The sequence below is a fragment of the Micromonospora rosaria genome, assembly GCF_001567585.1.
Taxonomy (GTDB): domain Bacteria; phylum Actinomycetota; class Actinomycetes; order Mycobacteriales; family Micromonosporaceae; genus Micromonospora; species Micromonospora rosaria.
This window is the reverse complement of the sequence record NZ_LRQV01000040.1, coordinates 1-25759: the sequence shown is the minus strand read 5'-3', so window position 1 is coordinate 25759 and position 25759 is coordinate 1. Positions and strand designations below refer to the sequence as shown.

24 protein-coding genes are annotated in these 25759 nt (G+C 73.9%); 13 read left to right on the top strand and 11 right to left on the bottom strand.

The features are described from left to right. Positions 1-195: 195 nt before the first annotated feature. The gene (locus tag AWW66_RS13350) at positions 196-1221 is read left to right on the top strand and encodes an adenosine deaminase (RefSeq protein ID WP_067365024.1); all 1026 of its coding nucleotides are present in this window, start codon (positions 196-198) and stop codon (positions 1219-1221) included. A gap of 246 nt (positions 1222-1467) precedes the next feature. Here the strand turns inward: AWW66_RS13350 and AWW66_RS13345 are convergent, their stop codons facing one another. Beyond that, the gene (locus AWW66_RS13345; RefSeq protein WP_083978466.1) at positions 1468-2871 is read right to left on the bottom strand and encodes a HAMP domain-containing sensor histidine kinase; all 1404 of its coding nucleotides are present in this window, start codon (positions 2869-2871) and stop codon (positions 1468-1470) included. Between the two features lie 29 nt (positions 2872-2900). Then, entirely contained in the window at positions 2901-3590 is a 690-nt protein-coding gene (locus AWW66_RS13340; protein ID WP_067365021.1) for a response regulator transcription factor, read from the bottom strand. A gap of 73 nt (positions 3591-3663) precedes the next feature. Here AWW66_RS13340 and AWW66_RS13335 point away from each other — a divergent pair, with 73 nt between their 5' ends. After that, complete coding sequence (locus AWW66_RS13335; RefSeq protein WP_067365018.1) at positions 3664-4584, top strand: ADP-ribosylglycohydrolase family protein; 921 nt, start codon at positions 3664-3666, stop codon at positions 4582-4584. A gap of 4 nt (positions 4585-4588) precedes the next feature. On the opposite strand, the gene AWW66_RS13330 is transcribed toward AWW66_RS13335, so the two are convergent. Further along, a complete protein-coding gene (locus AWW66_RS13330; protein ID WP_083978465.1) occupies positions 4589-5572 on the bottom strand; it encodes a DUF1775 domain-containing protein in 984 nt (327 codons plus the stop codon). Positions 5573-5821: 249 nt separating this feature from the next. On the opposite strand from AWW66_RS13330, the gene thrS reads away from it, so the two are divergent. Further along, positions 5822-7822: a threonine--tRNA ligase gene (gene thrS / locus AWW66_RS13325; protein ID WP_067365013.1), complete on the top strand. Its 2001-nt coding sequence runs from the start codon at positions 5822-5824 to the stop codon at positions 7820-7822. A 105-nt stretch (positions 7823-7927) separates the two neighbouring features. On the opposite strand, the gene AWW66_RS13320 is transcribed toward thrS, so the two are convergent. Beyond that, positions 7928-8680, bottom strand: coding sequence for a D-Ala-D-Ala carboxypeptidase family metallohydrolase (locus tag AWW66_RS13320; protein WP_245648243.1), 753 nt, complete (start codon positions 8678-8680; stop codon positions 7928-7930). 223 nt (positions 8681-8903) lie between these two features. Between AWW66_RS13320 and AWW66_RS13315 the strand changes: the two genes are divergently transcribed. Together AWW66_RS13315 and AWW66_RS13310 are read left to right on the top strand one after the other, a co-directional pair. Further along, positions 8904-9416: an HIT family protein gene (locus tag AWW66_RS13315; RefSeq protein WP_211271937.1), complete on the top strand. Its 513-nt coding sequence runs from the start codon at positions 8904-8906 to the stop codon at positions 9414-9416. 157 nt (positions 9417-9573) lie between these two features. Continuing rightward, positions 9574-10575 (top strand): aldo/keto reductase, encoded by a 1002-nt coding sequence (locus tag AWW66_RS13310; protein WP_396890450.1) that lies wholly within the window; start codon positions 9574-9576, stop codon positions 10573-10575. 95 nt (positions 10576-10670) lie between these two features. On the opposite strand, the gene AWW66_RS13305 is transcribed toward AWW66_RS13310, so the two are convergent. After that, on the bottom strand, positions 10671-12830 hold the full coding sequence (locus AWW66_RS13305; RefSeq protein WP_067365005.1) for an elongation factor G-like protein EF-G2: 2160 nt from the start codon (positions 12828-12830) through the stop codon (positions 10671-10673). Positions 12831-13079: 249 nt separating this feature from the next. Here AWW66_RS13305 and pgsA point away from each other — a divergent pair, with 249 nt between their 5' ends. The 7 genes from pgsA (at position 13080) to AWW66_RS13270 (ending at position 19466) form a co-directional block, all read left to right on the top strand. Beyond that, the gene (gene pgsA / locus AWW66_RS13300) at positions 13080-13709 is read left to right on the top strand and encodes a phosphatidylinositol phosphate synthase (protein ID WP_067365002.1); all 630 of its coding nucleotides are present in this window, start codon (positions 13080-13082) and stop codon (positions 13707-13709) included. A gap of 73 nt (positions 13710-13782) precedes the next feature. After that, positions 13783-14709 carry a phosphatidylinositol mannoside acyltransferase gene (locus tag AWW66_RS13295; RefSeq protein ID WP_067364999.1) on the top strand — a complete coding sequence of 309 codons (927 nt, stop codon included), beginning with the start codon at positions 13783-13785 and terminating at the stop codon, positions 14707-14709. Positions 14710-14837: 128 nt separating this feature from the next. Further along, a complete protein-coding gene (locus AWW66_RS13290) occupies positions 14838-15998 on the top strand; it encodes a glycosyltransferase family 4 protein (protein WP_067364996.1) in 1161 nt (386 codons plus the stop codon). 85 nt (positions 15999-16083) lie between these two features. Continuing rightward, positions 16084-16575, top strand: coding sequence for a hypothetical protein (locus AWW66_RS13285; protein ID WP_211271936.1), 492 nt, complete (start codon positions 16084-16086; stop codon positions 16573-16575). 162 nt (positions 16576-16737) lie between these two features. Next, positions 16738-17655: a pyridoxal 5'-phosphate synthase lyase subunit PdxS gene (pdxS, locus tag AWW66_RS13280; RefSeq protein ID WP_067364992.1), complete on the top strand. Its 918-nt coding sequence runs from the start codon at positions 16738-16740 to the stop codon at positions 17653-17655. Between the two features lie 169 nt (positions 17656-17824). Beyond that, positions 17825-18427, top strand: a complete 603-nt coding sequence (gene pdxT, locus AWW66_RS13275) for a pyridoxal 5'-phosphate synthase glutaminase subunit PdxT (protein ID WP_067364989.1) — start codon at positions 17825-17827, stop codon at positions 18425-18427. A 289-nt stretch (positions 18428-18716) separates the two neighbouring features. Next, the gene (locus AWW66_RS13270; protein ID WP_067364985.1) at positions 18717-19466 is read left to right on the top strand and encodes a YebC/PmpR family DNA-binding transcriptional regulator; all 750 of its coding nucleotides are present in this window, start codon (positions 18717-18719) and stop codon (positions 19464-19466) included. Positions 19467-19558: 92 nt separating this feature from the next. Here the strand turns inward: AWW66_RS13270 and AWW66_RS13265 are convergent, their stop codons facing one another. The 6 genes from AWW66_RS13265 to AWW66_RS13240 form a co-directional block, all read right to left on the bottom strand. Beyond that, positions 19559-20629 (bottom strand): ABC transporter permease, encoded by a 1071-nt coding sequence (locus AWW66_RS13265; RefSeq protein ID WP_067364982.1) that lies wholly within the window; start codon positions 20627-20629, stop codon positions 19559-19561. Beyond that, entirely contained in the window at positions 20626-21519 is an 894-nt protein-coding gene (locus tag AWW66_RS13260; RefSeq protein WP_067364979.1) for an ABC transporter ATP-binding protein, read from the bottom strand. The genes AWW66_RS13265 and AWW66_RS13260 overlap by 4 nt, the downstream gene beginning before the upstream one ends. Before the next feature lie 81 nt (positions 21520-21600). Next, positions 21601-22293 carry a response regulator gene (locus AWW66_RS13255; protein ID WP_067364976.1) on the bottom strand — a complete coding sequence of 231 codons (693 nt, stop codon included), beginning with the start codon at positions 22291-22293 and terminating at the stop codon, positions 21601-21603. Continuing rightward, positions 22290-23576: a sensor histidine kinase gene (locus AWW66_RS13250; protein WP_067364973.1), complete on the bottom strand. Its 1287-nt coding sequence runs from the start codon at positions 23574-23576 to the stop codon at positions 22290-22292. The genes AWW66_RS13255 and AWW66_RS13250 overlap by 4 nt, the downstream gene beginning before the upstream one ends. Before the next feature lie 122 nt (positions 23577-23698). Then, the gene (locus AWW66_RS13245) at positions 23699-24640 is read right to left on the bottom strand and encodes a permease prefix domain 1-containing protein (RefSeq protein ID WP_067364970.1); all 942 of its coding nucleotides are present in this window, start codon (positions 24638-24640) and stop codon (positions 23699-23701) included. Beyond that, positions 24637-24978, bottom strand: coding sequence for a PadR family transcriptional regulator (locus AWW66_RS13240; RefSeq protein WP_067364967.1), 342 nt, complete (start codon positions 24976-24978; stop codon positions 24637-24639). Before AWW66_RS13240 ends, AWW66_RS13245 begins: the two co-directional genes overlap by 4 nt. A 139-nt stretch (positions 24979-25117) precedes the next feature. Between AWW66_RS13240 and AWW66_RS13235 the strand changes: the two genes are divergently transcribed. Continuing rightward, the coding region (locus AWW66_RS13235; RefSeq protein ID WP_067365076.1) for an acyl-CoA-like ligand-binding transcription factor at positions 25118-25759 on the top strand (642 nt) is incomplete at its 3' end.

The following is a 25759-nucleotide window of genomic DNA, read 5'->3' as shown; positions in this document are numbered from 1 at the left end:
CATCACGAGCCCGGCCCCGCCGGCCGGTAGCGCCTGGGGGGTCGGGGCCTGGGAGACTGGCGGGGCGCACCTGCCACCGGTCCGGGCCGGGTGCCCGGCCCGAGCGGGAGCCGGTACGCCCGGGGCAGATGCGTCCGTTCCGTGCCGTCGTGTCTGCTTCGTCGCCCGTGTCGGCGCCCGCGCAGAGGAGAATCCGTGACCGACCTGTCCACTTTCATCGCCGCGCTGCCCAAGGTGGAGCTGCACGTGCACCACGTCGGCTCCGCCTCGCCCCGGATCGTGGCCGAGCTGGCCGCCCGGCACGAGGGGCGCAGCCCGGTGCCGGCGGACCCGGACGCCCTCGCCGACTACTTCGCCTTCCGGGACTTCGCCCACTTCATCGAGGTCTACCTGAGCGTCGTCGACCTGGTCCGCGACCCGGAGGACGTCTGGATCCTCACCCACGAGGTGGCCCGGGAACTGGCCCGCCAGCAGGTCCGGTACGTGGAGCTGACCATCACGCCCTACTCCCACGTCCGCCGGGGCATCCCCGCCCCGGCGTTCTGCGAGGCGATCGAGGACGCCCGCAAGCGGGCCGAGGCCGACTTCGGCCTCGCCATGCGCTGGTGCTTCGACATCCCCGGCGAGGCCGGGCTGCCGGCGGCCGAGGAGACCCTGCGGATCGCGCTGGAGCAGCGGCCGGACGGGTTGGTCAGCTTCGGTCTCGGCGGCCCGGAGATCGGCGTGCCCCGGCCCCAGTTCAAGCCGTACTTCGACCGGGCGCGGGCGGCGGGGCTCCGGTCGGTGCCGCACGCCGGGGAGACCACCGGGCCGGAGACGATCTGGTCCGCGCTGCGCGACCTGGGCGCCGAACGGATCGGGCACGGCATCTCCGCCGCCGCCGACCCGGAGCTGATGGCGTACCTCGCCGAGCGGGGGATCCCGCTGGAGGTCTGTCCCACCTCGAACATCCGGACCCGGGCGGTGACCGGCCTGGACGTGCACCCGCTGCCCCGGCTGGTCGAGGCCGGCGTGCCGGTCACCATCAACTCCGACGACCCGCCGATGTTCGGCACCACCCTCAACGACGAGTACGCGGTGGCGGCCCGGCTGCTCGGCCTCGGTCCGGAGGGGGTGGCCCGGCTGGCCCGCGACGCGGTGTCGGCGGCCTTCCTCGCCCCGGCCGACCAGGCGCGTCTGCACGCCGAGATCGACGGCTACCTGGCGACCGCCCCCCGCTGAGCGGCGGGCGGACCGTCCGCCGGTTGCGGCGAGCGGCGGGAGCAGGATGCGGCGAGCGGCGGGAGCAGGTGTGGGGGACCATGGCTCCCGCCGCACGCACGGCTGCACCGGCCGGTGGGTGTTGCAGGCAGTCAGCCGGTGGAACTGATGGGTTCGTCAGTGAGCATGGCACCGGCGCGGACGTCCGGGGGCGCGGTTAAGCCGAAGCTAAGAAAAACTTGCGTTCCGGCACAGTTGACGCCCCGGTCAGTCGCCGCCGGTGCGCCGCCGCAGCCAGCGCCGGGGGCCGCTGCGCGGCTCCCGGACCTCCCGGGTCATCCGCCCGACCAGACCGAAGCGGTTGACCTGGCGGGGGGTCGCCTCCGGGTCGGTCAGCAGCATCACCACGCTGGCCCCGCCCAACCGGGCCCGGTCGATGCTCACCGAGCCGTTGGCCTGCAACGCGACCCGCCTGGCGATGTCCAGCCCCAGGCCGGTGGAGCCCTGGTCGCTGGCGCCCCGGCGCAGCGCCCGGTCGGGGTCGGGGATGCCGGGGCCGGCGTCGTCGATGCGGACCGCCACGTACCCGTCCCGCCGGGAGACGGCCACCTCGAACGCCGTCCCCTGCGGGGTGTACCGGAAGACGTTGCCGATCACCGCGTCCAGGGCGGCGGCCAGCTCGGCCCGCGCCACCGGTACCGGGATCCGGAGCTGGGCCCCGGTGACCCGGTGCGGGCGATGCTGGTCACCGGCGAGGGCCGCCCAGAACACCATCCGGTCCCGGACCACCTCGCTGACGTCACAGGTGGCCGGCGCGGTCTCCTGGGTGACCACCCTGCGGGTGGTCTTGATCAGCTCGTCGACCTCGCCCTCCAGGGTGACGATCGCCTGGCGGATCCGCCGGATGCCCCGGCGACGGTCCAACTCCGCCTGGCTGAACGCCCCGACGCTGGTGTCGTCGGACTCCAGCGCCTCGGCGTCCAGCCGCAGCACCGTCAACGGGGTACGCAGCCGGTGCGACAGGTCGGCCACCAGTTCCCGTTCGTCGGCGCGGGAGACCACCAGCCGGTCCGCCATCCGGTTGAACGCGTACCCGGCCTCGGCCAGCTCGCGGGGGCCGCCCGGATCGAGACGTACCCCCGGGTCGCCGTCGCCCACCGCGAGCGCCGCCCTGGTCAGCTCCCGGGCCGAGTCGACGGTCCGCGCCGCGATCCGGTCCACCAGGATCACCGCGGCGGCCACCAGCGCGGCGGCCACCGCCGCCAGCAGCCACCAGCGTCCGCCGACGTCCCCGGCCAGGTCGGCGTCGGGCACGAAGACCTCGACCACCGCGACCGTCCCGCCGAGCACCACCGGGTCGAGGCGGACCACCCCGCCGGGCACGTCGACGACCACCGGCCGCCGGTCGGCGCCGGCGGTGGCGAGGTCGGCCGGGTCGGCCCGGGACGTGGCCGGCCCGTCCCCGAGACCGTGCACGACGGGTCGGGTCTGCGGGTCGCCGCCGGTGGCCGCGACGGCGCGGTCGACGGCGGCCGGGTCGGTGCTGACCGTGAGCGCGCCGGTGACCAGCGCGCTGCGCCGGGCGGCGTCGGCGAGGGCCCGCTCCCGGGCCTGGTCCGCCAGGGTGAAGCCGAGGGGGACCAGGGCGGCCAGCGTGATGAGGGTGCACATGCCGGCGGTGAGCCAGGCCAGCGCGACCCTCAGTCGGGTGCCACCAACCGGAATCCGACCCCCCGCACGGTGCGCAGGTAGCGGGGCTTCGCCGCGGACTCGCCCATTTTGCGCCGGAGCCAGTACAGGTGGACGTCGATCGTCTGGTCCTCGCCGACCGATGGCTGCCGCCATACCTCCTCCAAGAGTTCCCGCCGGGACACTACCCGGCCGGGTCGCGCGGCGAGATACGCCAACAGGTCGAATTCCTTGCGGGTCAGGGCCAGGGGCTCGCCGTCCAGGTGGGCGCTGCGTTCGCCCACGTCGACCCGCAGGCCGCCGACGGTGTGCACGGCCGGCGCGACGGCCCGGCTGGCCCGGCCGACCCGGCGCAGGACGGTGGTGATCCGGGCGTCCAGGTGGGCGCCGGTGAACGGCTTGACCATGTAGTCGTCCGCGCCGGCGCGCAGCAGCCGGACCACCGACTGCTCGTCGTCGCGGGCGGTGGCGATGATGATCGGCACGTCGGTGATGCCGCGCAGCATGCGCAGCGCGTCCGAGCCGTCCAGGTCGGGCAGGCCCAGGTCGAGCACGACCAGGTCGGGGGTCTCCGCGGCGACCCGGCGCAGCGCGTCCAGCGCGGTGCCGACGGCGTGCACGGCGTGCCCCCGGTCGGTCAGGGATCGCAGCATCGCGCCGCGGACGACGTGGTCGTCTTCGACCAGGAGCACGGTGGCCACGTCACGACCGTACTTCCCGTGGCAAGTTGACCGCGTTGCGGCACACCAGGTCACCGGGCAAGCTGGGACGGACATGACATTCGTCCTCTTCGCCGACACCCGCCTGGCCCTCGCCCGGGACGCCCTGGCCGGCCTCTCGGTCGGCGACGCCCTCGGTTCGCAGTTCTTCGTGCCGGGGCGCCACCCCGCCGACCTCGCCGCCGGTCGGCTGCCCCCGGCACCCTGGTCGTGGACCGACGACACCGAGATGGCCTGCTCGGTGGTGGCCGAACTGGCCGGGGCGGGGGAGATCGACCGGGACCGGCTGGCCCGCGCCTTCGCCGAGCGCTGCGAGCCGTACCGGGGGTACGGGCCGGGCGCGGTGACCATCCTGCGCCTGATCCGGACCGGGACGCCCTGGCCGGTGGCCGCCGCCTCCGCCTTCGACGGGCAGGGCTCCTGCGGCAACGGCGCGGCGATGCGGGTGGGCCCGCTCGGGGCGTACTTCGCCGACTCGCCGGCCCGGGCCGCCACCCAGGCGCGGGCCAGCGCCGAGGTGACCCACGGCCACCCGGAGGGGATCACCGGGGCGGTCGCGGTGGCGGTGGCCGCCGCGCTCGCCGCCCGTGCCCGGCTGGCCGGCGAGCGCCCGGCCCCGGCCCGGCTGCTCGCCGCGGTCGCCGCGACGCTCGACCCGGCCACCGAGGTGCACCACGGGGTACGCCGCGCCGCCGGCCTGCTGGGCCGCCCGCTGGCCGAGGTGGTCGACGCCCTCGGCAACGGCTCCCGGGTCGTCGCGCAGGACACCGTGCCGTTCACGCTCTGGGCCGCCGCGACCCACCTCGACGACTACCCGGCGGCGGTCCGGGCCTGCGTCGAGGCGGGCGGGGACGTGGACACCACGGCCGCCATCGTCGGCGCGGTGGTGGCCGCGCACACCGGCGTGGGTACCCCCGGGGGCGTCCCCACCGCCTGGCTGGCGGCCCGCGAGGCCCTCCCGGCCTGGGCCGGCTGACCGGTCAGCGCGCGGCTCCCGCCGTCGGCTCCGTTCCCGCCGTCGGCGTCGTTCTCACCGTTGGCTCCGTTTCCGCCCGCGCCCCGTCCTCGTCGCCCGCCGCCGCGCTCCCGGTGGTGTCCGTCCCGGCGGTGTCCGGTGGGCGCGGGGTGGTGGCGTCCGGGTCGCCGGACGGGCCCCGGGTGATCTCGGACAGGGCGTCCGCCAGGCTGGGCCCGCGCTCGGCGTCGTCCGCCGGCCGGTGGCGTCGCCGCCAGCGGCTGCCGAGCCAGCCGACCGCCGCCCCGCCGCCGAGGCCGGCGAGCAGTCCCGCCCCCAGCAGCACGTCCGCGCTCGGGCCACCGTCGCCGTCGGCCGCCGTCGGCTCGTACGGGGCGGACCCGCCGTACTCGTCGGGGCCGGCGAGGCCGCTGCCGTGGCCGCCGTGCCCCCCGCCGCCCGCCGCGCCGGGTGCCGGCGGCAGCAGGGTCAGCACCGGTGCCGGGTGCGTCCCGCCCGCCGGGTCGGCCCAGCGCACCACCGTGCCGTCCGCGTAGGTCTGCACCACCTCGAACGTCATCCGCTCGGCCTGCGGCAGCGGGCCCATCGAGACGGCGAACCGGTGCGGGCCGCCGCCCCCGCCGCCGACCCGGATCCAGGTCACCGCGGCGGTGACCGTCCCCACCGGGGGACCGTGCAGGCTCACCACCGGCTCGTCCAGCGTCCGGCTGGTGATCCTCGGTGCCCAGCCGTCGACGGACATCGGGTACGCCTCGGCGACCGGCGTCTGTGCCGGCAGCCGCAGCTCGATCTGACGGGTACGGGTGCCGGGGCGCTCCTCGGGCACCACGATCTCCCACTTCACCGGGTCACCCTGGCGGGCCTGTGCCGGCGTGCTCGTCACGTCCGCCGCCAGCGCCGGTGCGGGCCAGCCCAGCGCCCCGGCGACGGCGACCGCCACAGCGGCCAGCGGTCCGGTCCGGCGTCGCCGGCTGTCGCTACGGGTCATGGTGATCGGCCTCCCCCTCGGGTGTCCAGGTGGCCGTACCGACTCCGACCACACGTGGTAGTTCGGGCGGCGGGCGGCAAAGGTTCAATCGCGGGGGCGACGGCGGGTGTTAACAGGGGGCCCCGGTACTACCGGAGGCGTTAACAGGGGGCCCTTCCTTTCCCGGTGGCGGGGGTGGGGGGTGGGACCGATAGCATCGGCGGGGCCGGTCCTCGGCCCCATCCGCTACCTGTCGTTGGAGGAGTCCCCGTGTCCGCACCCCGTACCCCCGTCGTGGCCGACCCCGTCGTCGTCGCCGCCGGGACCACGGCGGCCGACGCGGTGGCGGCGGCCGGGCTGCCCACGGCCGGCCCGAAGGCGATCGTCGTGGTCCGCGACCCGCAGGGCCAGCTCCGCGACCTGGACTGGGCGCCGGCCGAGGAGACCAGCGTCGAGCCGGTCGCCCTGGACACCCCGGACGGGCTGAACGTGCTGCGCCACTCGACCGCGCACGTGCTCGCCCAGGCGGTGCAGGACGTCTTCCCGGAGGCCAAGCTCGGCATCGGCCCGCCGATCGAGAACGGCTTTTACTACGACTTCGCGGTGGACAAGCCGTTCCAGCCGGACGACCTGGCCAAGCTCGAGAAGCGGATGCAGGAGATCGTCAAATCCGGGCAGCGGTTCCGCCGGCGGCGGTTCGACAGCCTGGACGAGGCGAAGGCCGAGCTGGCCGCCGAGCCGTTCAAGCTGGAGCTGATCGACGTCAAGGGCGAGGGGCTGGACTCCTCCGAGGTGATGGAGGTCGGCGGTGGTGAGCTGACCATCTACGACAACCTCGCCGCGACCGAGGAGAAGGTCTGCTGGTCGGACCTGTGCCGGGGCCCGCACCTGCCGAACACCCGGCTGATCGGGGCGTTCAAGCTGATGCGGTCGGCCGCCGCGTACTGGCGGGGCTCGGAGAAGAACCCGCAGCTCCAGCGGGTCTACGGCACCGCCTGGCCGACCCGTGACGAGCTGAAGGCGTACCTGAAGCTGCTGGAGGAGGCGGCCCGGCGCGACCACCGCAAGCTCGGTGTGGACCTGGACCTGTTCAGCTTCCCCGACGAGCTGGGCTCCGGCTTGGCGGTCTTCCACCCCAAGGGCGGGATCATCCGCCGGGAGATGGAGAACTACTCGCGCATCAAGCACGAGCAGGCCGGCTACGCGTTCGTGAACACGCCGCACATCACCAAGGGCCACCTGTACGAGGTCTCCGGGCACCTCGACTGGTACGCCGACGGCATGTTCCCGCCCATGGAGGTGGAGGGCGCGAACTACTACCTCAAGCCGATGAACTGCCCGATGCACGACCTGATCTTCCGGTCCCGGGGGCGGTCCTACCGCGAGCTGCCGCTGCGGATGTTCGAGTTCGGCACGGTGTACCGGTACGAGAAGTCCGGTGTGGTGCACGGCCTGACCCGGGTGCGCGGCATGACGCAGGACGACGCGCACATCTTCTGCAGCGAGGAGCAGATGGCGGGCGAGCTGAAGTCGCTGCTCGCCTTCGTCCTGGAACTGCTGCGCGACTACGGGCTGGACGACTTCTACCTGGAGCTGTCCACCCGCAACCCGGAGAAGTCGGTCGGCACCGACGAGAACTGGGAGCGGGCCACCGAGGCGCTGCGCTCCGCCGCGCAGGAGTCCGGGCTGGACCTGGTGCCCGACCCGGGTGGCGCGGCCTTCTACGGGCCGAAGATCTCCGTGCAGGCCAAGGACGCGATCGGCCGGACCTGGCAGATGTCCACCATCCAGGTCGACTTCAACCTGCCGGAGCGGTTCGGCCTGGAGTACCAGGCCGCCGACGGTACCCGGCAGCGGCCGGTGATGATCCACCGGGCGCTCTTCGGCTCGATCGAGCGGTTCTTCGGGGTGCTCACCGAGCACTACGCGGGGGCGTTCCCGGCGTGGCTGGCCCCGGTGCAGGTGGTCGGCATCCCGATCCGCGAGGACCACACCGAGTACCTGCACGGCTTCGTCGCGGCGCTGCGCGCCGAGGGGATCCGGGCCCAGGTCGACACCGGCGACGACCGGATGCAGAAGAAGATCCGTACCGCCCAGCAGCAGAAGATCCCGTTCATGGTGATCGCCGGGGACGACGACGTGGCGGCGGGCACGGTCTCCTTCCGGTACCGCGACGGCTCGCAGCGCAACGGGGTGCCGGTGGCCGAGGCGGTGGCCCACGTCCTGGACGTGGTCCGCTCCCGCAGCAACGCCGGCCCCTCCGCCGCCTGAGGTGTAAGGAAGGGCCCCCTCTTAACGCCTGCGGTAGAGAAGGGCTCCCTTCTCACCACGCAGTGTTAAGAAGGGGCCCTTCCTTACCGCCGGGGCGGGGTGGGGTCAGATCCCGCAGCTCGGTGCCGACCAGTGCCGGCTCGGGGTGCTGCCCAGGTGGACGTGGTCGTTGTGGCCGGCGTAGCCGGGGCCGAGGATGTTGGTGAAGCCGTGGTTGCGCGCCTGCTGGGCGAGGCGGCAGAACGAGGGCGACCCGACGAGGTCCACGCCGTCGCCGTAGAGGTGCCGGCTGGTGGAGATCCCGCCGACCGCGTTGTTGCAGGCGGTGCTGCGGAACCCGCTGCTGATGGTGAGCGGGACGCTGCCGAGGGCCCGCCGCATGGCCTGGAGCTTCCACATCGAGACCAGCGCGTTGAACCGCGCCGTGCCCGCCGCCACCGCGCCGCCGGACCAGGTGCTGTTACACCGGTTCCACTCGGCGTAGGTGAAGTTGACCGGGGTGCAGTCGTCGTCCTGGAGGTTGTACAGGGTGGCGAAGGTCTGCGCCCCGGCGATCCCGTCGGCGGCCAGGCCGTACGCCTGCTGGAAGCGGATCACGGCGGACCGGGTCGCCGGGCCGAAGACCCCGTCTAGGCCGAGCACCGCGCCGTACCCGGGGTAGCCGGAGACGCGGATCTGGAGCTGGCGGACGTCCTCGCCGGACATGCCCTGGGACAGCGCGCGGCCCCAGGTGTAGCAGCCGTCGGCCTGGGCGGCGGTGCCGGTGGCGGTCACCGCCACCAGGGAGGCGACGGCGGCCAGTAGACCGGCGGTGATGGTCCGGCCGAGGCGGTGCAGGAGGGTGGCACGGCGACTCACGGGGATCTCCCATCGACGATCATCATGCTCGAATGAGATGGGAGTCTTTATCGACATCAATGCCCAAGTCAAGATCGTTAACTTGCTTTTTACTCACCTTTCGGCCCGGTTCCGGCCGCGCCGCAGGTCGGCGTGGAACAGCGGTCGCCGCCGGTGGGCCGTCGCCGGACGGGAACGTAGGATCGCCGGTGTGACTGGGGCGGAGGGGCACACCGACAGGGACATGGCCGACGGGCTGGACAGGCTCTGGACGCCGCACCGGATGACGTACATCTCCGGCGAGGACCGGCCGGAGGGCGGGTACGACAAACCCGCCGGCTGCCCGTTCTGCCGCGCGCCGGGGCTGCCGCCGCAGGAGAGCCTGGTCGTGGCCCGGGGCGAGCACGTCTTCGTGGTGCTCAACCTGTACCCGTACAACCCGGGTCACCTGCTGGTCTGCCCGTACCGGCACGTCGCCGACTACACCGACCTCGACGCGGCGGAGACGGTCGAACTGGCCACGTACACCCAGACGGCGATGCGGGTGATCCGGGGCGTCAGCAGCGCGCACGGGTTCAACCTGGGGATGAACCAGGGCGGCGTGGCCGGCGCGGGCATCGCCGCCCACCTGCACCAGCACGTGGTGCCCCGGTGGGGCGGGGACGCCAACTTCATGCCGGTGATCGGCCGAACGAAGGTCCTCCCGCAACTGCTCACCGACACCCGCGACCTGCTCGTGCGCGCCTGGCCCACCTGACCCGCCCGCCGCGCGGGTGATCCGGGCCCGCCGCCCGTCCGTACGGATGGTCGTGACGGACATCTGTCAGGTCGTGTCCGAAAGATGGCAGGATGCGGCGGTGGGCTTGTCGACGCGCACGTTGGGCCGCAGCGGCATCGAGGTCAGTGCCCTCGGCATGGGATGCTGGGCGATCGCCGGCCCCTGGGCCGAGGGTGGCACCCCGCTGGGCTGGGGCCCGGTGGACGACGGGGAGTCGATCCGGGCGGTCCGCCGGGCGCTGGACCTCGGCGTCACCCTCTTCGACACCGCCGACACGTACGGGGCGGGGCACGGGGAGCGCCTCCTCGGCCGCGCCCTGGCCGGCCGGCGCGACGAGGCGGTGATCGCCACCAAGTGGGGGTACACCTTCGACGAGCGCACCCGCCAGGCCACCGGGACGGACGCCACACCGGAGTACCTGGGGCGGGCGGTCCGGGACTCGCTGCGCCGGCTGGACACCGACCGGATCGACCTCTACCAGCTCCACCTGGCCGACCTGCCGGTACCCCGGGCGCAGGCGCTGGTCGGCGCGCTGGAGGACCTCGTCGCCGACGGGCTGGTCCGGGCGTACGGCTGGAGCACCGACCGGGTGGACCGGGCCACCGCCCTCGGGCGGGACGCCCCGCACGCCGCCGCCGTGCAGCACGCCCTGTCGGTGCTGCGCGACGCCCCCGACCTGCTCGCCGTCTGCGACAAGTACGACCTGGCCAGCATCAACCGGGGCCCGCTCGGGATGGGGCTGCTCACCGGCAAGTACACCCCCGCCTCGACGCTGCCCCGCGACGACGTGCGGGGGGTGACGTCGGGCTGGCTGGAGTGGTTCCGGGGCGGCCGGCCCGCCCCGGAGTGGCTGCGCCGGGTCGAGGCGGCCCGCGCGGCGCTGACCGCCGACGGACGCACCCTGGCCCAGGGAGCGCTGGGCTGGCTCTGGGCGCGCAGTGACCGGGCCGTCCCCATCCCGGGCTGCCGCACCGTGGCCCAGGTCGAGGAGAACGCCGCCGCGCTGGCCCGGGGACCGCTCGAACCGGACCACTTCGCCGAGGTGGAACGGCAGCTGGCGGCCCTGCGCACGGCGGCCCTGCGGGAGGTGGACCGCCCCTACTGGCCCAGCCCGATGCTCCCCACCGCCCGCCCCTGACCGCCTGCCCGGCCGGGTCCGCCTGCCCGGCCGGGTCCGCCGCCCCGTCGTGGCCCCGGCCCGCCGGGAAGACGGACCGGGCGGGCCGTGGTGGGTCAGCCCGGGGCGTGTTCCTTGCGGAGCTGGTCGGCGAGGTGCGCCGGGACCGGCTCGTAGTGGGCGAAGCGACGCCGGAAGGTGCCCGCCCCGGCGGTCAGCGAGCGCAGCTCCGGCGCGTACCGGACCAGCTCGGTGGCGGGGACCTCGGCGCGGACCAGGGACCGCCCCTCGGCGTCGGGGTCCGGCTCGGTGCCGAGCACCCGGCCCCGCCGGCCGGACAGGTCGCCCAGCACCGCGCCGACGGTGTGGTCGGGCACCCGGACCGTCACCTCGTCGACCGGCTCCAGCAGCGCCGGTTGCCCCTTCTCGGCGGCGTCGCGCAGCGCCAGCGCCCCGGCGGTCTGGAACGCCGCGTCGGAGGAGTCGACGCTGTGCGCCCTGCCGTCGACCAGGGTCACCCGCAGGTCCACCACCGGGTACCCGGCGAGCAGGCCGCGCTCCATCTGGGCGCGTACCCCCTTCTCCACCGACGGGATGTAGGCGTGCGGGACGGCCCCGCCCACCACCCGCTCGGCGAACTCGAAGCCACCGCCGCGCGGCAGCGGCGCCACCTCGATGTCGCAGACCGCGTACTGGCCGTGACCGCCGGACTGCTTCACGTGCCGGCCGTGCCCGGTGGCCGGGACGGTCAGGGTCTCCCGCAGCGCCACCCGGACCGGCTCGGTGTCCAGCTCGACCCCGCCGCTGCGCAGCCGTTCCAGCACCACGTCCGCGTGCGCCTCACCCATGCACCAGAGCACCATCTGGTGGGTCTGCGGGTTGCGCTCCAGCCGCAGGGTCGGGTCCCCGGCGACCAGCCGGCCGAGGTTGCGGGCCAGGGCGTCCTCGTCGGCCCGGCTGCGCGCCGCGACGGCCACCGGCAGCAGCGGCTCGGGCATCTCCCACGGGGCGATCAGCAGCGGGTCGTCCTTGGCGGAGATGGTGTCCCCGGTCTCCGCGCTGCCCGACTTGGTGATCGCGCAGAGGTCGCCGGCCACGGCGAAGGGGACCTCGCGCAGTGTCGCGCCCAGCGGCGAGTACAGGTGCCCGATCCGCTCGTCGGCGTCGTGGTCCGGGTGGCCCCGCTCGGCCATGCCGTGCCCGCAGACGTGCACGACCTGGTCCGGACGCAGGGTGCCGGAGAAGACCCGGACCAGGCAGACCCGCCCGACGTGCCGGTCGACGGTGGTCCGGACCACCTCGGCGACCAGGGGGCCGTCCGGGTCGCAGGTCAACGGCGGGCGGGGGGTGTCGTCCACCCCGGTCACCACGGGCAGGTCGTGCTCCAGCGGGGACGGGAAGGCGGCGACCAGGGCGTCGAGGAGCACGTCCAGCCCGACCCCGGTGGCCGCGCAGACCGGCAGCACCGGATAGAAGTGGCCCCGGGCGACGGCCGTCTCCAGGTCGCTGACGAGGACCGCGGTGTCGATCTCCTCACCGGCGAGGTAGCGGTCCATCAGGGTCTCGTCCTCGCTCTCGGCGATGATCCCCTCGATCAGCTCGTCGCGGGCCTCCAGGATCGCCGGCAGGTGCTGCGGGTCCGGCTCGCGGACGGCGGCGGGCAGCCCGGCAGAGTAGTCGAAGACCCGGCGGGTGACCAGCCCCATCAGGCCGGCCACCGACTCGCCGTCGTCGCCGAGCATCGGCAGGTACAGCGGCAGGACGTTGTCGCCGAAGACCCGCTGGCACAGCGCCACCGCCTCGTCGAAGTCGCCGCGCGGGTGGTCCAGCCGGGTCACCGCGACCGCCCGGGGCAGCCCGACCGCCGCGCACTCCTCCCACAGCGCGGCGGTGGCCAGGTCCATCCCGTCGACGGCCGAGACCACGAACAGCGCCGCGTCGGCGGCCCGCAGGCCGGCGCGCAGCTCGCCCACGAAGTCGGCGTACCCGGGGGTGTCCAGGAGGTTGACCTTCACCCCGTCGTGCCGCAGCGGCGCGCAGGCCAGCGCCACGGACCGCTGCTGGCGCACCGCCGCCGGGTCGTGGTCGCAGACGGTGGTGCCGTCGGCGACCGAGCCGGCGCGGCCGATCGTGCCGCTCGCCGCGAGCAGCGCCTCGACCAGCGTCGTCTTGCCCGCTCCGGAGTGCCCGACGAGCACCACGTTGCGGATACCGCCGGGATCGGTCACCGCCAGCCCACCGCCGGTGGCCGCCTTGTCCTGACTCCTCTGCGCCATCGGGCGCACCTCCCTCAGCCGTGGTGGTGGCGACCGCCGCGCGCGACGGGAAGCGGCCCGGGGCGAATCCGCCGCGATATCCTCCGGTGCGCTGCGGTACAGCGGGGACGGGGCGGGCGAACCGTGACCTGGCTCACCTTCCCCCACCGATCAGACACCCCGGGCGGGCCGGGGCACAAGCCCGCCCGCCGCGCCGATCACCACCGGCCGTATCGCCGGTGACGGACCGACCGTTATCGTGGGACCGCCATGGCGAAGATCTTCCAAGTGTCGGCCCGCGCGGGGATGACCCGCGTCGTCGAGCCCGTCGCACGCGGCCTGCTCCGGGCGGGCGTCACCCCCAACACGGTCACCGTGGTGGGCACCGTCGGGGTGCTCGTCGGTGCGCTCGGCTTCGGTGCCCGAGGCCACCTGGTCGCCGGTGCCCTGATCGTGACCGTCTTCGCGCTCACCGACCTGCTGGACGGGACGATGGCGCGGATGTCCGGCGGCTCGACCCGCTTCGGCGCGTTCCTCGATTCGAGCATGGACCGGGTGGCCGACAGCGCGGTCTTCGGCGCGGTGGCGTACTGGCTGGCCACCGAGGGCAACCACGCCGGGGTGGCGGCGGCGCTGCTCTGCCTCGCCGCCGGTGGGCTGGTCTCGTACGTCAAGGCCCGCGCCGAGGGGCTCGGCATGACCTGCAACGTGGGCATCGCCGAGCGCACCGAGCGGCTGCTCATCGTCGGGGTCGGCGGGCTGCTCACCGGCCTCGGCGTCGGTCCGGCCCTGCCGGTGGCGCTCTGGCTGCTCGCCGCCGTCTCCGTGTTCACCGTCGGGCAGCGGATGGTGCACGTGTACCGGCAGGCCCGCCAGCTCCAACCGGACGGGCAGCGGTGACGGCCGAGGCCCGTGCCGGCGACCCGGTCGCGCCACGCGGCGGGGGTCCGGCCGGGGCGGGGGGCCGGCCCGGGTGAACGCCACCGAACTCGCGTACGTCGCCGGGTGGCGGCTGATCCGCGCGCTGCCCCGGCCGATGGTGGCCGCCGCGTTTCAGGCCGGGGCCGACCGCGCCCACCGGCGCCGGGGCGGCGGCGCCACCCGACTGCGGGCCAACCTGCGCCGGGTGGTCGGCCCGGAGGTCCCCGAGGCCGAGCTGGACGACCTGGTCCGCCGGGGCCTGCGCTCGTACGCCCGGTACTGGATGGAGGCGTTCCGGCTGCCCGCGCTGAGCCGGGAGCAGATTCTGTCCGGTTTCCGACTGCGCAACCCGGAGCCGCTGCACGCCGACGTGGCCGCCGGCCGGGGCGCGGTGGTGGCCCTGCCGCACGCCGGAAACTGGGACGCGGCGGGAGCCTGGGTGGCCGCGACCGGCTGGCCGATCACCACGGTCGCCGAACGACTCAAGCCGGAGGGCGTCTACGAGCGCTTCGTGGCGTTCCGGGAGGGGCTGGGGATGGAGATCCTGCCCACCCACGGTGGCCCCCGCCCGGCGTTCGACGTGCTGGTGGACCGGCTGCGGGCGGGCAGCGTGGTGCCGCTGCTGGCCGACCGGGACCTGTCGGCCCGGGGTGTGGAGGTGGACTTCTTCGGCGGCCGGACCCGGCTGCCGGCCGGTCCCGCGCTGCTGGCGATCCGCACCGGCGCTCCGCTCTACGTCGCCTCGATGTGGTACGAACCGGACGCCGCGTGCGCCTCGATCGACGGGCCGCTGCCGCTGCCGGACCCGGACAGCGGGCCGCTGGACCAGCGGGTACGGATGCTGACCCAGCGTATTGCCGACGGTCTGGCGGCGGGCATCGCCCGGCATCCGGAAGACTGGCACATGTTGCAGCGGATGTGGCTGGACCAGAAGAGCCCCGGGGGCACACGCCCCCCGGCCGCCACCGGATCGGCCTGAGGGGAGTCGCGGTGAGCGCGAGGAGTGCAGCGCAGCGGAGCCCCGCAGTCGCGAGCGGAAGGTGGCTCCGGTGAGCGCGAGGAGTGCAGCGCAGCGCGCCCCCGCAGGCGCGAACGAAGGACGCTGACGTGCGGATCGGCATCGTGTGCCCGTACTCGTTCGACGTCCCCGGTGGGGTCCAGAACCATGTCATGGACCTGGCCGAGGCACTGATCGGGCTCGGGCACGAGGTGAGCGTGCTCGCCCCGGCCGACGAGGACGCCCCGCTGCCGCCGTACGTGGTGTCGGCCGGCCGGGCCGTGCCGCTGCCGTACAACGGCTCGGTGGCCCGGATCGCCTTCGGGCCGGTCTCCACCGCCCGGGTCCGCCGGTGGCTCACCCGGGGCGACTTCGACGTGCTGCACGTGCACGAGCCGCTCACCCTGAGCCTGTCCATGCTGGCGGTGCTCTCCGCCCGGGGGCCGGTGGTGGCGACCTTCCACACCGCGATGACCCGGTCCCGGATGCTCGCCGCGGCCCAGGGGGCGTTGCGGATCGTGCTGGAGCGGATCACCGCCCGGATCGCGGTCAGCGCCCTGGCCCGCAAGGTGCAGGTCGAGCACATGGACGGCGGCGCGGTGGAGATCCCCAACGGGGTCACCGTGGCCCGGTACGCCGGGGCCGAGCCGTTGCCCGGGTGGCCGGGGGAGTGCGACACCGGGACCGGCGGCGCGATCGGCTTCCTGGGCCGGTTCACCGAGCCCCGCAAGGGGTTCCCGATCCTGCGGGACGCCTTCGTGGCGCTGGCCCGGCAGCGTCCCGGGCTGCGGCTGCTGGTCGCCGGCCCCGGTGACGCCGACGACCTGTACGGACCCGTCCCGGCCGACCTGCGCGAGCGGGTGACCTTCCTGGGGCGGGTCTCCGAGCCGGAGAAGGCGCGGATGCTGCGCAGCGTGCACCTCTACGTGGCGCCGAACACCGGCGGGGAGTCGTTCGGGATGATCCTCACCGAGGCGCTGGCCGCCAGTACCACGGTGGTCGCCAGCGACCTCGACGCGTTCCGGCGGGTGCTGGACGGCGGGCGGGCCGGATGCCTCTTCCCGACCGGGGACGCGGTGGCGTTGCGGGGCGTCCTCGCCGAGCTGCTGGACGACCCGGCCCGCCGGGCGGCGCTGACCGCCTGCGGGGACCAGGTGGTGGCGACGTTCGACTGGCCGGTGGTGGCCCGCCGGGTGCTGGAGGTCTACGCCGCCGCGATCGAGGCGACCGACGGACGCGTCATCGACCAGGAATGGGTGGGGCTGGGCTGAGCCGTGGGGCCAGCGGTGCGACTGTCACCGATCGTGACCCGGCGGGGCCGGGTGAGGGGAACGGAGCAGCACTACGATGCCGGGCATGTGGTGGGTGGTGGGCGCGGCGGTGCTCGTCGGCCTGGTCGCGGCGTACCTGGTCTGGACCGCCGGTCGGGTCGAGCGGCTCCAGACGCGCGCCGAGTCGGCCGCCCGGGCCCTCGACGCCCACCTGCTGCGCCGGGCGGCGGCTGCCGCCGTGCTGGCCGAGCGGCGGTCCGGCGTGGAGTTGTACGCCGCGGCGCGGATCGCCCTGGACGCGGGCCCCCGGGAGCGGGAGGCCGCCGAGAACGACCTCACCCGGCAGCTCCGGTCGGCCCGGCTGGACCCGGTCGACCCGGAGTGCGAGGCGGTGATCGCGGCCAGCCGCCGGCTCGCGCTGGCCCGGCAGGTGCACACCGACCTGGTCCGGGACGCCCGCGCGGCGCGCGGGAGGCCACTGGTGCGACTGTTGCGGATGGGACGCGGGCACGACTGGCCCCGGTACTTCGACATCGACGACCCGACCCTTCCCGCCCAGGCGGACGTGGCCGCCTGACCCCCGGCACGGGCCGGGTGGCTCCGGTGTCGGACCGGGTGGCGTGGGGTGACGCCGGCCACAGAGCAGGCCACCGTGGGTCTGATTGGCTGTCGGGCGCGCGTTCACCCCGTCGTAGCATTTCGCCAAGCCACCCCGACACCGTCCGAGGAGCGATGACCCGTGTCCGATTCCACCACCCCGCCTGTCAGCGCCACGCCCGTCGTCGGCACCGCCCGTGTGAAGCGGGGCATGGCCGAGATGCTCAAGGGCGGCGTCATCATGGACGTGGTCACCCCCGACCAGGCCAAGATCGCTGAGGACGCCGGGGCCGTCGCGGTGATGGCGCTCGAGCGGGTCCCGGCCGACATCCGCGCCCAGGGCGGGGTGTCCCGGATGAGCGACCCGGACATGATCGACGGCATCATCAACGCGGTCTCCATCCCGGTGATGGCCAAGGCCCGGATCGGCCACTTCGTCGAGGCGCAGATCCTCCAGTCCCTCGGCGTCGACTACGTCGACGAGTCCGAGGTGCTGACCCCGGCCGACTTCGCCAACCACATCGACAAGTGGGCCTTCACGGTGCCGTTCGTCTGCGGCGCGACCTGCCTGGGCGAGGCGATGCGCCGGATCAACGAGGGCGCGGCCATGATCCGGTCCAAGGGTGAGGCGGGTACCGGCGACGTCTCGAACGCCACCACCCACATGCGCAAGATCCGTACCGAGATCCGCCGGCTCCAGGCCCTGCCCGCCGACGAGCTGTACGTCGCGGCGAAGGAGATGCAGGCCCCGTACGAGCTGGTCAAGGAGGTCGCCGAGACCGGCAAGCTGCCGGTGGTGCTGTTCACCGCCGGAGGCATCGCCACCCCGGCCGACGCGGCGATGATGATGCAGCTCGGCGCCGAGGGCGTCTTCGTCGGCTCCGGCATCTTCAAGTCCGGCAACCCGGCGCAGCGGGCCGCCGCGATCGTCAAGGCGACCACCTTCCACGACGACCCGGACGTGTTGGCCAAGGTCTCCCGGGGGCTCGGCGAGGCGATGGTGGGCATCAACGTCGACGACCTTCCGCAGCCGCACCGCCTGGCCGAACGCGGCTGGTGAGGTGCAAGGAGGGGCCCCCTGTTAACGCATCCGGTAGAGCAGGGGCCCCTTCTTAACACCGCGCAGCCGCAGCGAGCGGCCTAGAGCGCGCAGCGGCGGCGGTCTGACCGCCCAGGCGCGGCGGCGCGAGCGAGACACGAGACGCGACGGACGACGGAAGGGGAGAGACGTGACCGTACCCGTGATCGGTGTGCTCGCGCTGCAGGGTGACGTGCGTGAGCACGTCGCGGCCCTGACCGGCGTCGGCGCGCAGGCCCGCCCGGTCCGCCGGCCCGAGGAACTGGACGCCGTCGACGGCCTGGTCATCCCGGGCGGGGAGTCCACCACGATCAGCAAGCTGACCGACATCTTCGAGCTGCGGGAGCCGATCGACAAGCGGATCGCCGCCGGCCTGCCGGTCTACGGCTCCTGCGCCGGCATGATCATGTTGGCCGCCGAGGTCCTCGACGGCCGTCCGGACCAGCGCGGTTTCGCCGGCATCGAGATGACGGTACGACGCAACGCCTTCGGTCGGCAGGTCGACTCGTTCGAGGCGCCGGTGGCGCTGGCGGGGGTGGACGGGGGGCCGTTCCACGCCGTCTTCATCCGCGCGCCCTGGGTCGAGCGGGTCGGTGCCGGGGTCGACGTCCTCGGCGAGGTCACCGACGGGCCGGCGGCCGGGCGGATCGTCGCGGTCCGGCAGGGCAACCTGGTGGCCACCTCGTTCCACCCGGAGCTGACCGGCGACCTCCGGCTGCACCGGTACTTCGTGGACCTGGTCCGGGCCGCCTGAGCGACGCGGTCCGAGGTGTCCGAGCGACCTGGTCCGGGCCGCCTGAGCGACACGGTCCAGGGTGTCCGAGCCGGCGTCCGGTGGGTCGGCTTTGGCCGGTCGTGCGCGGTGCCTGACGGCGGTGTGGCGGACGCCGGTAAGATTGCCGAGATTCGGCAGGGCTCTGCTCGCCACGGCTTCCACCACGGCTGACGGTTCCACACGGCTGACCGGCACCCCACGTGCGCCGGCGGGAGCGGGCGTGGGCGGTGCGGTCGACGCAGACGGCGGGTAGCAACGGAGGTAGCAGATGTCCGGCCACTCCAAGTGGGCGACCACCAAGCACAAGAAGGCCGTCATCGACGCCAAGCGCGGCAAGATGTTCGCCAAGCTCATCAAGAACGTCGAGGTCGCCGCGCGGACGGGCGGCGGTGACCCGGCCGGCAACCCCACCCTCTTCGACGCCATCCAGAAGGCCAAGAAGAACTCCGTGCCCAACGACAACATCGACCGGGCGGTCAAGCGGGGCTCCGGTCTGGAGGCCGGGGGTGCCGACTACCAGACGATCATGTACGAGGGGTACGGCCCGAACGGCGTCGCGCTGCTGATCGAGTGCCTCACCGACAACCGCAACCGGGCGGCGACCGAGGTCCGCACGGCGCTGACCCGCAACGGTGGGTCGTTCGCCGACGCAGGCTCGGTGTCGTACATGTTCTCCCGCAAGGGCGTGGTGATCGTGCCCAAGGCCGGGACCAGCGAGGACGACGTGATGCTGGCCGTGCTCGACGCCGGGGCCGAGGAGGTCAACGACCTCGGTGAGGCGTTCGAGGTGGTCTCCGAGCCGGGTGACCTGGTCGCCGTCCGCACCGCCCTGCAGGACGCCGGGATCGAGTACGAGTCGGCGGAGTCCTCCCTCATCCCCAGCGTCAACGTGCCGCTGGACGAGGAGGGCGCCCGGAAGATCTTCAAGCTCATCGACGTGCTGGAGGACTCCGACGACGTGCAGAACGTCTACGCCAACTTCGACGTCTCCGACGAGGTGATGGCCGCCGTCGGCTGACCCCGCCGGCCCGCCGGGAGCGGGACGAACGACGATGCGCCCACCGGGAGGACCCGGTGGGCGCATCCGTGTGGTGACCGGGGCGGGCCCGGTCAGCCGGTGGTCTCGCGGGAGCGCCAGGCGGTGGCCAGCGCGACCCGGCCGCCGGTACGCAGCAGCGAGCCCTGGTAGATCCGGGCCCCGGCGGCGACGAAGGCGACCGCGGTCACCGCGAGCAGCACCAGCGACAGCAGCGCCTCCCAGAGGGCCATGTCACCGGTGAAGGCGCGCAGCGGCATCGCCATCGGCGATGAGAACGGCAGGTACGACAGCGCCCGCAGGACGGTGACGTTGTCGTTGAAGAAGACCACCGCGAAGAACGGCAGCATCAGCGCCAACTGCACCGGGGTGGACGAGGCGGCGATGTCCTCCTGCCGGCTGACCACCGCGCCGGCCACCGCCCACATCGCGGCCAGCAGCAGGAAGCCGAGGAGGAAGAACGGCACGAACCAGCCGATCGCCGGGCCGACCAGGGTCAACACGTCGGTGTTCCCGCTGAACTGGAGGCCGGCGAGGGTGACCAGGGCGATCAGGACGATCTGCCCGAGCGCCAGCAGGCAGCCGGCGAGCACCTTCCCGGCCAGCAGGGCGCGGATCGGCACGGCGGCGGCCAGGATCTCCACGATCCGGGTCTGCTTCTCCTCGGTGATGCTCTGCGCGATCTGCAGGCCGAAGGTCTGGCTGGTGATGAAGAAGACGAAGGCGAAGACGAACGGGACCGCGAACGCCAGGAACGGGTCGACCGCGTCGGGGTCGAGCAGCACCACCGGCGGGGCCGCGCTGAGCGCGCCGACCACCTCGGTGGGGGCGGTGTCGAGGGCGAGCACGGTCGGCCCGGTGATCACGGCGGCGTCCACCTCACCGGCGCGGACCGCCTGCTCGGCGGCGGCGTCGTCGGCCACGACCCGCACGTCCAGGCCCGCCTCGGTGAGGACCGCGGCGGCCTGCCCGGTGTCGCCGCCGACCGCCACCGAGGCCGGGCCGCCGGAGAGCAGGCCGGGCAGGATGGTGGCGCCCGCCGCGATGAGCAGGAAGATCAGCGTACTGATCAGGAAGGTGCGGTCGCGGAGTTTGACCCGGATCTCCCGGGCGGCGACGAGCATGGTGGCCTGGCGGGTGTTCACTGGGTGACCTCCCGGAAGATCTCGGCGATCGTGGGCGTGACCGGGTGGAAGGCACGGACCGGCCCCCGGGCCAGCGCGGCGCGCAGCACCTGCTGGTCGTCGGCGTCGGCGTCGAGGTCGAAGACGGCCCGGGGCCCGTCGAGGTCGACCAGGGTCACCCCGGGCTGGTCCCGCAGCCAGCCCGCGTCGCTGTCGACCACCAGCGTGTACCGGGGCTGGCCGTACGCCGCGCGCAGCTCCTCGCGGGAGCCGGCGGCCCGGATCGCCCCGTCGGCGATGATCACCAGGTCGTCGCAGAGCCGTTCGACCACGTCGAGCTGGTGGCTGGAGAAGAGCACCGGCACCCCGGCGGCGGCCCGTTCGCGCAGCACCGACACCAGCGTGTCCACGGCGGTCGGGTCGAGGCCGGAGAACGGCTCGTCGAGCACCAGCACCTCCGGCTCGTGCACCAGCGCGGCGGCGACCTGGGCGCGCTGCTGGTTGCCCAGGGACAGCGTCTCCAGCAGGTCGTCGCCCCGGGCGTCGAGCCCGACCCGCGCCAGCAGCTCGTCGGTGTTGCGCCGGGCGGTGGCCGCGTCGAGGCCGTGCAGGCGGCCGAGGTACGTCACCTGCTCACGGGCGGTCATCTTCGGGTAGAGGCCGCGTTCCTCCGGCAGGTACCCGAAGCGGTGCCGGCCGTCCCGGGTCAGCGGGGCGCCCTGCCAGCTCACCTCCCCCCGGTCCGGGGCGAGGACACCGAGGATGATCCGCATGGTGGTGGTCTTGCCGGCGCCGTTGCCGCCGACGAAACCGGTCATCCGGCCGCCGTGCACGTCGAAGGTCACGTCTCTGAGTACCTGACGGTCGCCGAAGCTGCGGTCGACGCCGTCGAGTCGGAGCACTGAGGTCACGGAGCCCAGGTTAGATCGATCATGGTGGGACTCCCTCGGACCGGGGAACGATCATCCGGGTCCACCTTGCGACGGACCCGGTCATCCGCCCGGCTGGATCACCCCCTGCTCGTACGCGAAGATCACTGCCTGGACCCGGTCCCGCAGCCCGAGCTTGGCGAGCATCCGGCTGACGTGGGTCTTGACCGTGGCCTCACCGAGGGTGAGGGTCGCGGCGATCTCCGCGTTGCTGGCGCCCCGGGCGACGAGGACCAGCACCTCCCGTTCCCGGGGGGTGAGGTCCGCCAGTTTCGCCCCGGTGCCGGCCCCGACGGGTGGGCCGCCGGAGCGGGCGAAGGTGGCGATCACCCGGCGGGTCGGCTCCGGGGCGAGCAGTCCGTCGCCCCGGGCGAGGACCCGGACGGCGTCGACGAGGGCCTCCGGGGTGCCGTTCTTGAGCAGGAAGCCGCTGGCCCCGGCGCGCAGCGCGGCGAAGAGGTAGTCGTCGCGGTCGAAGGTGGTGAGGATCAGCACCGCCGGGGCGGCGGCCCCGGTCAGGCCGCCGGTGATCTCCCGGGTGGCGGTGAGCCCGTCCATCCGGGGCATCTCCACGTCCATCAGCACCACGTCGGGGGCGGTGGCGCGGGTCAGGGCGACCGCCTGCTCCCCGTCGGCGGCCTCGCCGACCACCTGGATGTCCGGCTCCACCTCCAGTATGACCCGGAAGCCGGTCCGGACGAGGTGGTGGTCGTCGGCGAGGAGCACCCGCACCGGACCCGGGTCGGCTCCGGTCACGCCGGCTGCTCCGCCACCGTCGCGGGGACCGGGAAGCGGGCCCGGACCCGCCAGCCCCCGCCGAAGCGTGGCCCGACCTCCAGGGCCCCGTCGTGGGCGGTGACCCGCTCCCGCATCCCGATTAGGCCCAGTCCCCGGTCGTCCGGAACCGCCCCGCCCTGCCCGTTGTCGGTCACGTCGACCTCCACCTCCTGCGCCAGGTAGCGGATCCGTACGTCGAGCACGGTAGCCCGTGCGTGCTTGAGGGTGTTGGTCACGGCCTCCTGCACGATCCGGTACGCCGCCTGGGAGACCGAGTCGGGCAGCGGCACGGGGTCGCCGTACACCCCGACGGTGGCCTGGAGCCCGGCGTCGCGGGCCCGGTCGACCAGGCCGGCGATCTGGTCCAGGCCGGCGCCGCCGGGTTGCCGGTCGTCCCGTTCGGGGCCGGAGGCGCGCAGCAGGCCGAGCATCCGGCGCAGTTCGTCCACGGCGGTGCGGGCGGTCTCCTCGATCGCGGACAGGGCGGTACGGGCGGCGTCCGGGTTCCGGTCGAAGACCCGTCGGCAGGCGGCGGCCTGCACCCCCATCACCGAGACGTGGTGGGCCACCACGTCGTGCAGTTCCCGGGCGATGCGGACCCGTTCCCCGATGACCGCGCGTTCCCGGGCCTGGGCCTGGGACCGGCGCAGCTCCTCGGCCTGTTCCCGCAGCTCCTGGTCGCGGCGGGCGGCCACCCAGGCGGTGTCGCCGAACAGGTACGCGAAGCCGAAGAAGAGGGCGTTGATCAGGAAGGTGTTGACGACCACCGCGAGGATCGGGGGTACCGGGCCGACGGCCTGGGAGAAGGCGTCCGGCCCCACGTCCTGGAAGCCGCGTACCAGGTAGAAGATCACCAGCCAGGCGAACATGCTGCCGATGACCCCGAGGCGCAGCCGGCGGGCCAGCCGGCGGTCGCGTCCCCAGGCGCCGAGGGTGTAGATCGCGGCGAAGAGCGCCCCGGAGGTGACCTGGCTCTCCGGGGCCGACCGCGCCTGCCCGAGGATGTAGGCCACCGAGATCACCAGGGTGACGGCCTCCGGCCAGCGTCGCCGCCAGGCCAGCGGAAGGGTGGCCGCGACCGCCCAGAAGGCCTGCTCCGCGACCGAGTGGGGCACGCCGAGGACGAACACTCCGGCGCTGCGGGCCAGGGCGAGGCTGACCAGGGCCAGGGCGGTGACCGCCAGCCCGATCCAGAGGTCGGTGCGGCGTTGCTGGGGCGTCGGGCCGGGCCGACGCCACCGCTCCCGGCTCGTGGTGTCCATACCCAGACGATGCCACCCCCGTCGCACCTGCCGCGACCAGGTCCGCAGTGCCGGTACGAGCCGTGCGCGCCGGCGGCCGGGAGGGAGTTCCCCCGACCGCCGGCGCGGATCAGTGGACCGGGTCACCTCGGCCAGCGGCGGGCCTTGAGCACGCTGTCGGCCACGTCCCAGATCGTGATGGCGACGATCGAGACGACGGTGATCACGGTGACGGTGCCGAGGTTGTCGCCCTCGCGCAGCCACTCGAACCGGGCCACCAGCTCCGGGTTGAGCAACTGCTCGGTGAGCAGCAGCCAGATCACCGGTACCGCGAAGGCCACCCCCAGGACGGCGTTGACCACGACCATGCCCCAGGTCCAGTGGCCCACCCGGTACTTCACCAGCTCGAACACGATCATCGCGACCACGACGGCGAGGAGGACCGGGAGCCAGAAGCCCCACAGGGCGGGGTCGACGATGGCGAGCTGCTCACCGTCGCCGAACCGTAGTTGCTGGGTGGGGAAGAAGGCCACCCCGACGGTGAAGAGCAGGACGACGACGGCGGCCACGGTGTCGCTCAGGGTGATCTGCCGTTCGGTGGTGGCCTCGGGCAGGTCGTCGAGGCTCCAGCGGGGCAGGTGCCGGGCGTCGCCCGTGCGTTCCCAGATCGCGAAGACGAGGGTGACCCAGAAGGCGACGTGTACGGCGACGCTCAGGGCGGTACCGATGGCGGGCCCGATCGCGCCGAAGCCGTCGCCGTCGACGAGGTGCACCAGGCCGACGACGGTGCCGACCAGGGCCGGCACGTACGCCAGCAGGGTCCGCAGCAGGTTCCACCAGGCCAGGTAGTAGGCGGGGCCGATGAGCTGGAGTCGCTGGCCGGTGTAGCGGGCGGCCAGCAGTTGGGGGTTGCCCAGGTCGGTGAGCACCTCCCGCTCGGCGGTGGACCGGTCCTCTCCGGCGCCGACCCGGTCGTCGACCGCGTCCTCGATCGAGGCGCGGAGCTCGGGGGCGATCTCCGCGCGGCGGTGGGCCGGGACCGACCCCAGGGTGGCGGCGAGGTATCGGTCGGTCAGGGAACTCATCGGTCCACTCCTTCGATCAACCCGGTCATGGCGGTCTGGACGGCGGCGAGGTCGTCGAGCAGGGTGCGCAGCACCGACTCGCCCTGGTCGCTGGTCCGGTAGAACTTGCGCGGCCGGCTCTCCTCGGTGTTCCACTCGCTGGTCAGCAGGCCCTGTTCCTCCAGCCGGCGCAGCAGGGGATAGAGCGTGTTCGCGTCCACCGGGAAGCCGTGCGTGGAGAGTCGCTGGAGCAGCGCGTACCCGTAGTCGGGTCGGCGCAGGGCGATCAGGCTCGCCACCACCACCGTGCCCCGGCGCAGCTCCTGGAGGTGAGTCCGGAGGATGTCGTCGCTAACCATGCGACACACGATAGTGTGTGCCACACGCCATTGTCCAGCGCACATGTTTGTCGGTCGCACAACATCGTGTCGACGGCGGAGTCTCGTATCACACTCGGCAAGTTTGCAGTCTCTGCATGTTTGCTCGTAGATTGCTCGCGTGACCTCTGGAGACGCGGTGGTGTTGGGGCGGCGGGACCGCAAGAAGCGGCAGACCCGGGCCGCGCTGGCCGCCGCCGCGCTCCGCCTGGTCGCCGAGCGCGGGCTGGACCAGGTGACCGTCGAGGAGATCAGCGACGCCGCCGACGTCTCCGCCCGGACGTTCTTCAACTACTTCTCCACCAAGGACGAGGCGCTGGTCGGCGACAGCGAGGGCGACCGGGACCGGGTGCTGCGCGCGTTGGCCACCGTGCCCGCGCAGGTGCCGGCGTGGCAGGCGATCCGACTGGCCCTGGCCGAGGTGGTCGACGAGGTGCAGGGCGAGGCCGAGCTGTGGCTGCTGCGGATGCGGGTGGTGATCCAGCACCCGGTGCTGCTGGCCCGCGTGCACTCCGGCAACGTGGTCACCGAGCAGGCCCTGGTGGCGGCGCTCGCGGAGCGCACCGGCCTGCCGCCGGACGACGTCTACCCGGCCCTGGTCGTGGCGGTCACCGGGGCCGCGCTGCGGACCGCGATGGTCCGCTGGGCGGCCAGCGGCGGGGAGCGGTCCCTGGCCGAGCTGGTCACCGAGGCGTTCGACGCCGTCGCCGCCGGCCTGCCCGACCCGCGCACCGGCCCGACCGCCCCGGACCGGCCGGCCCCC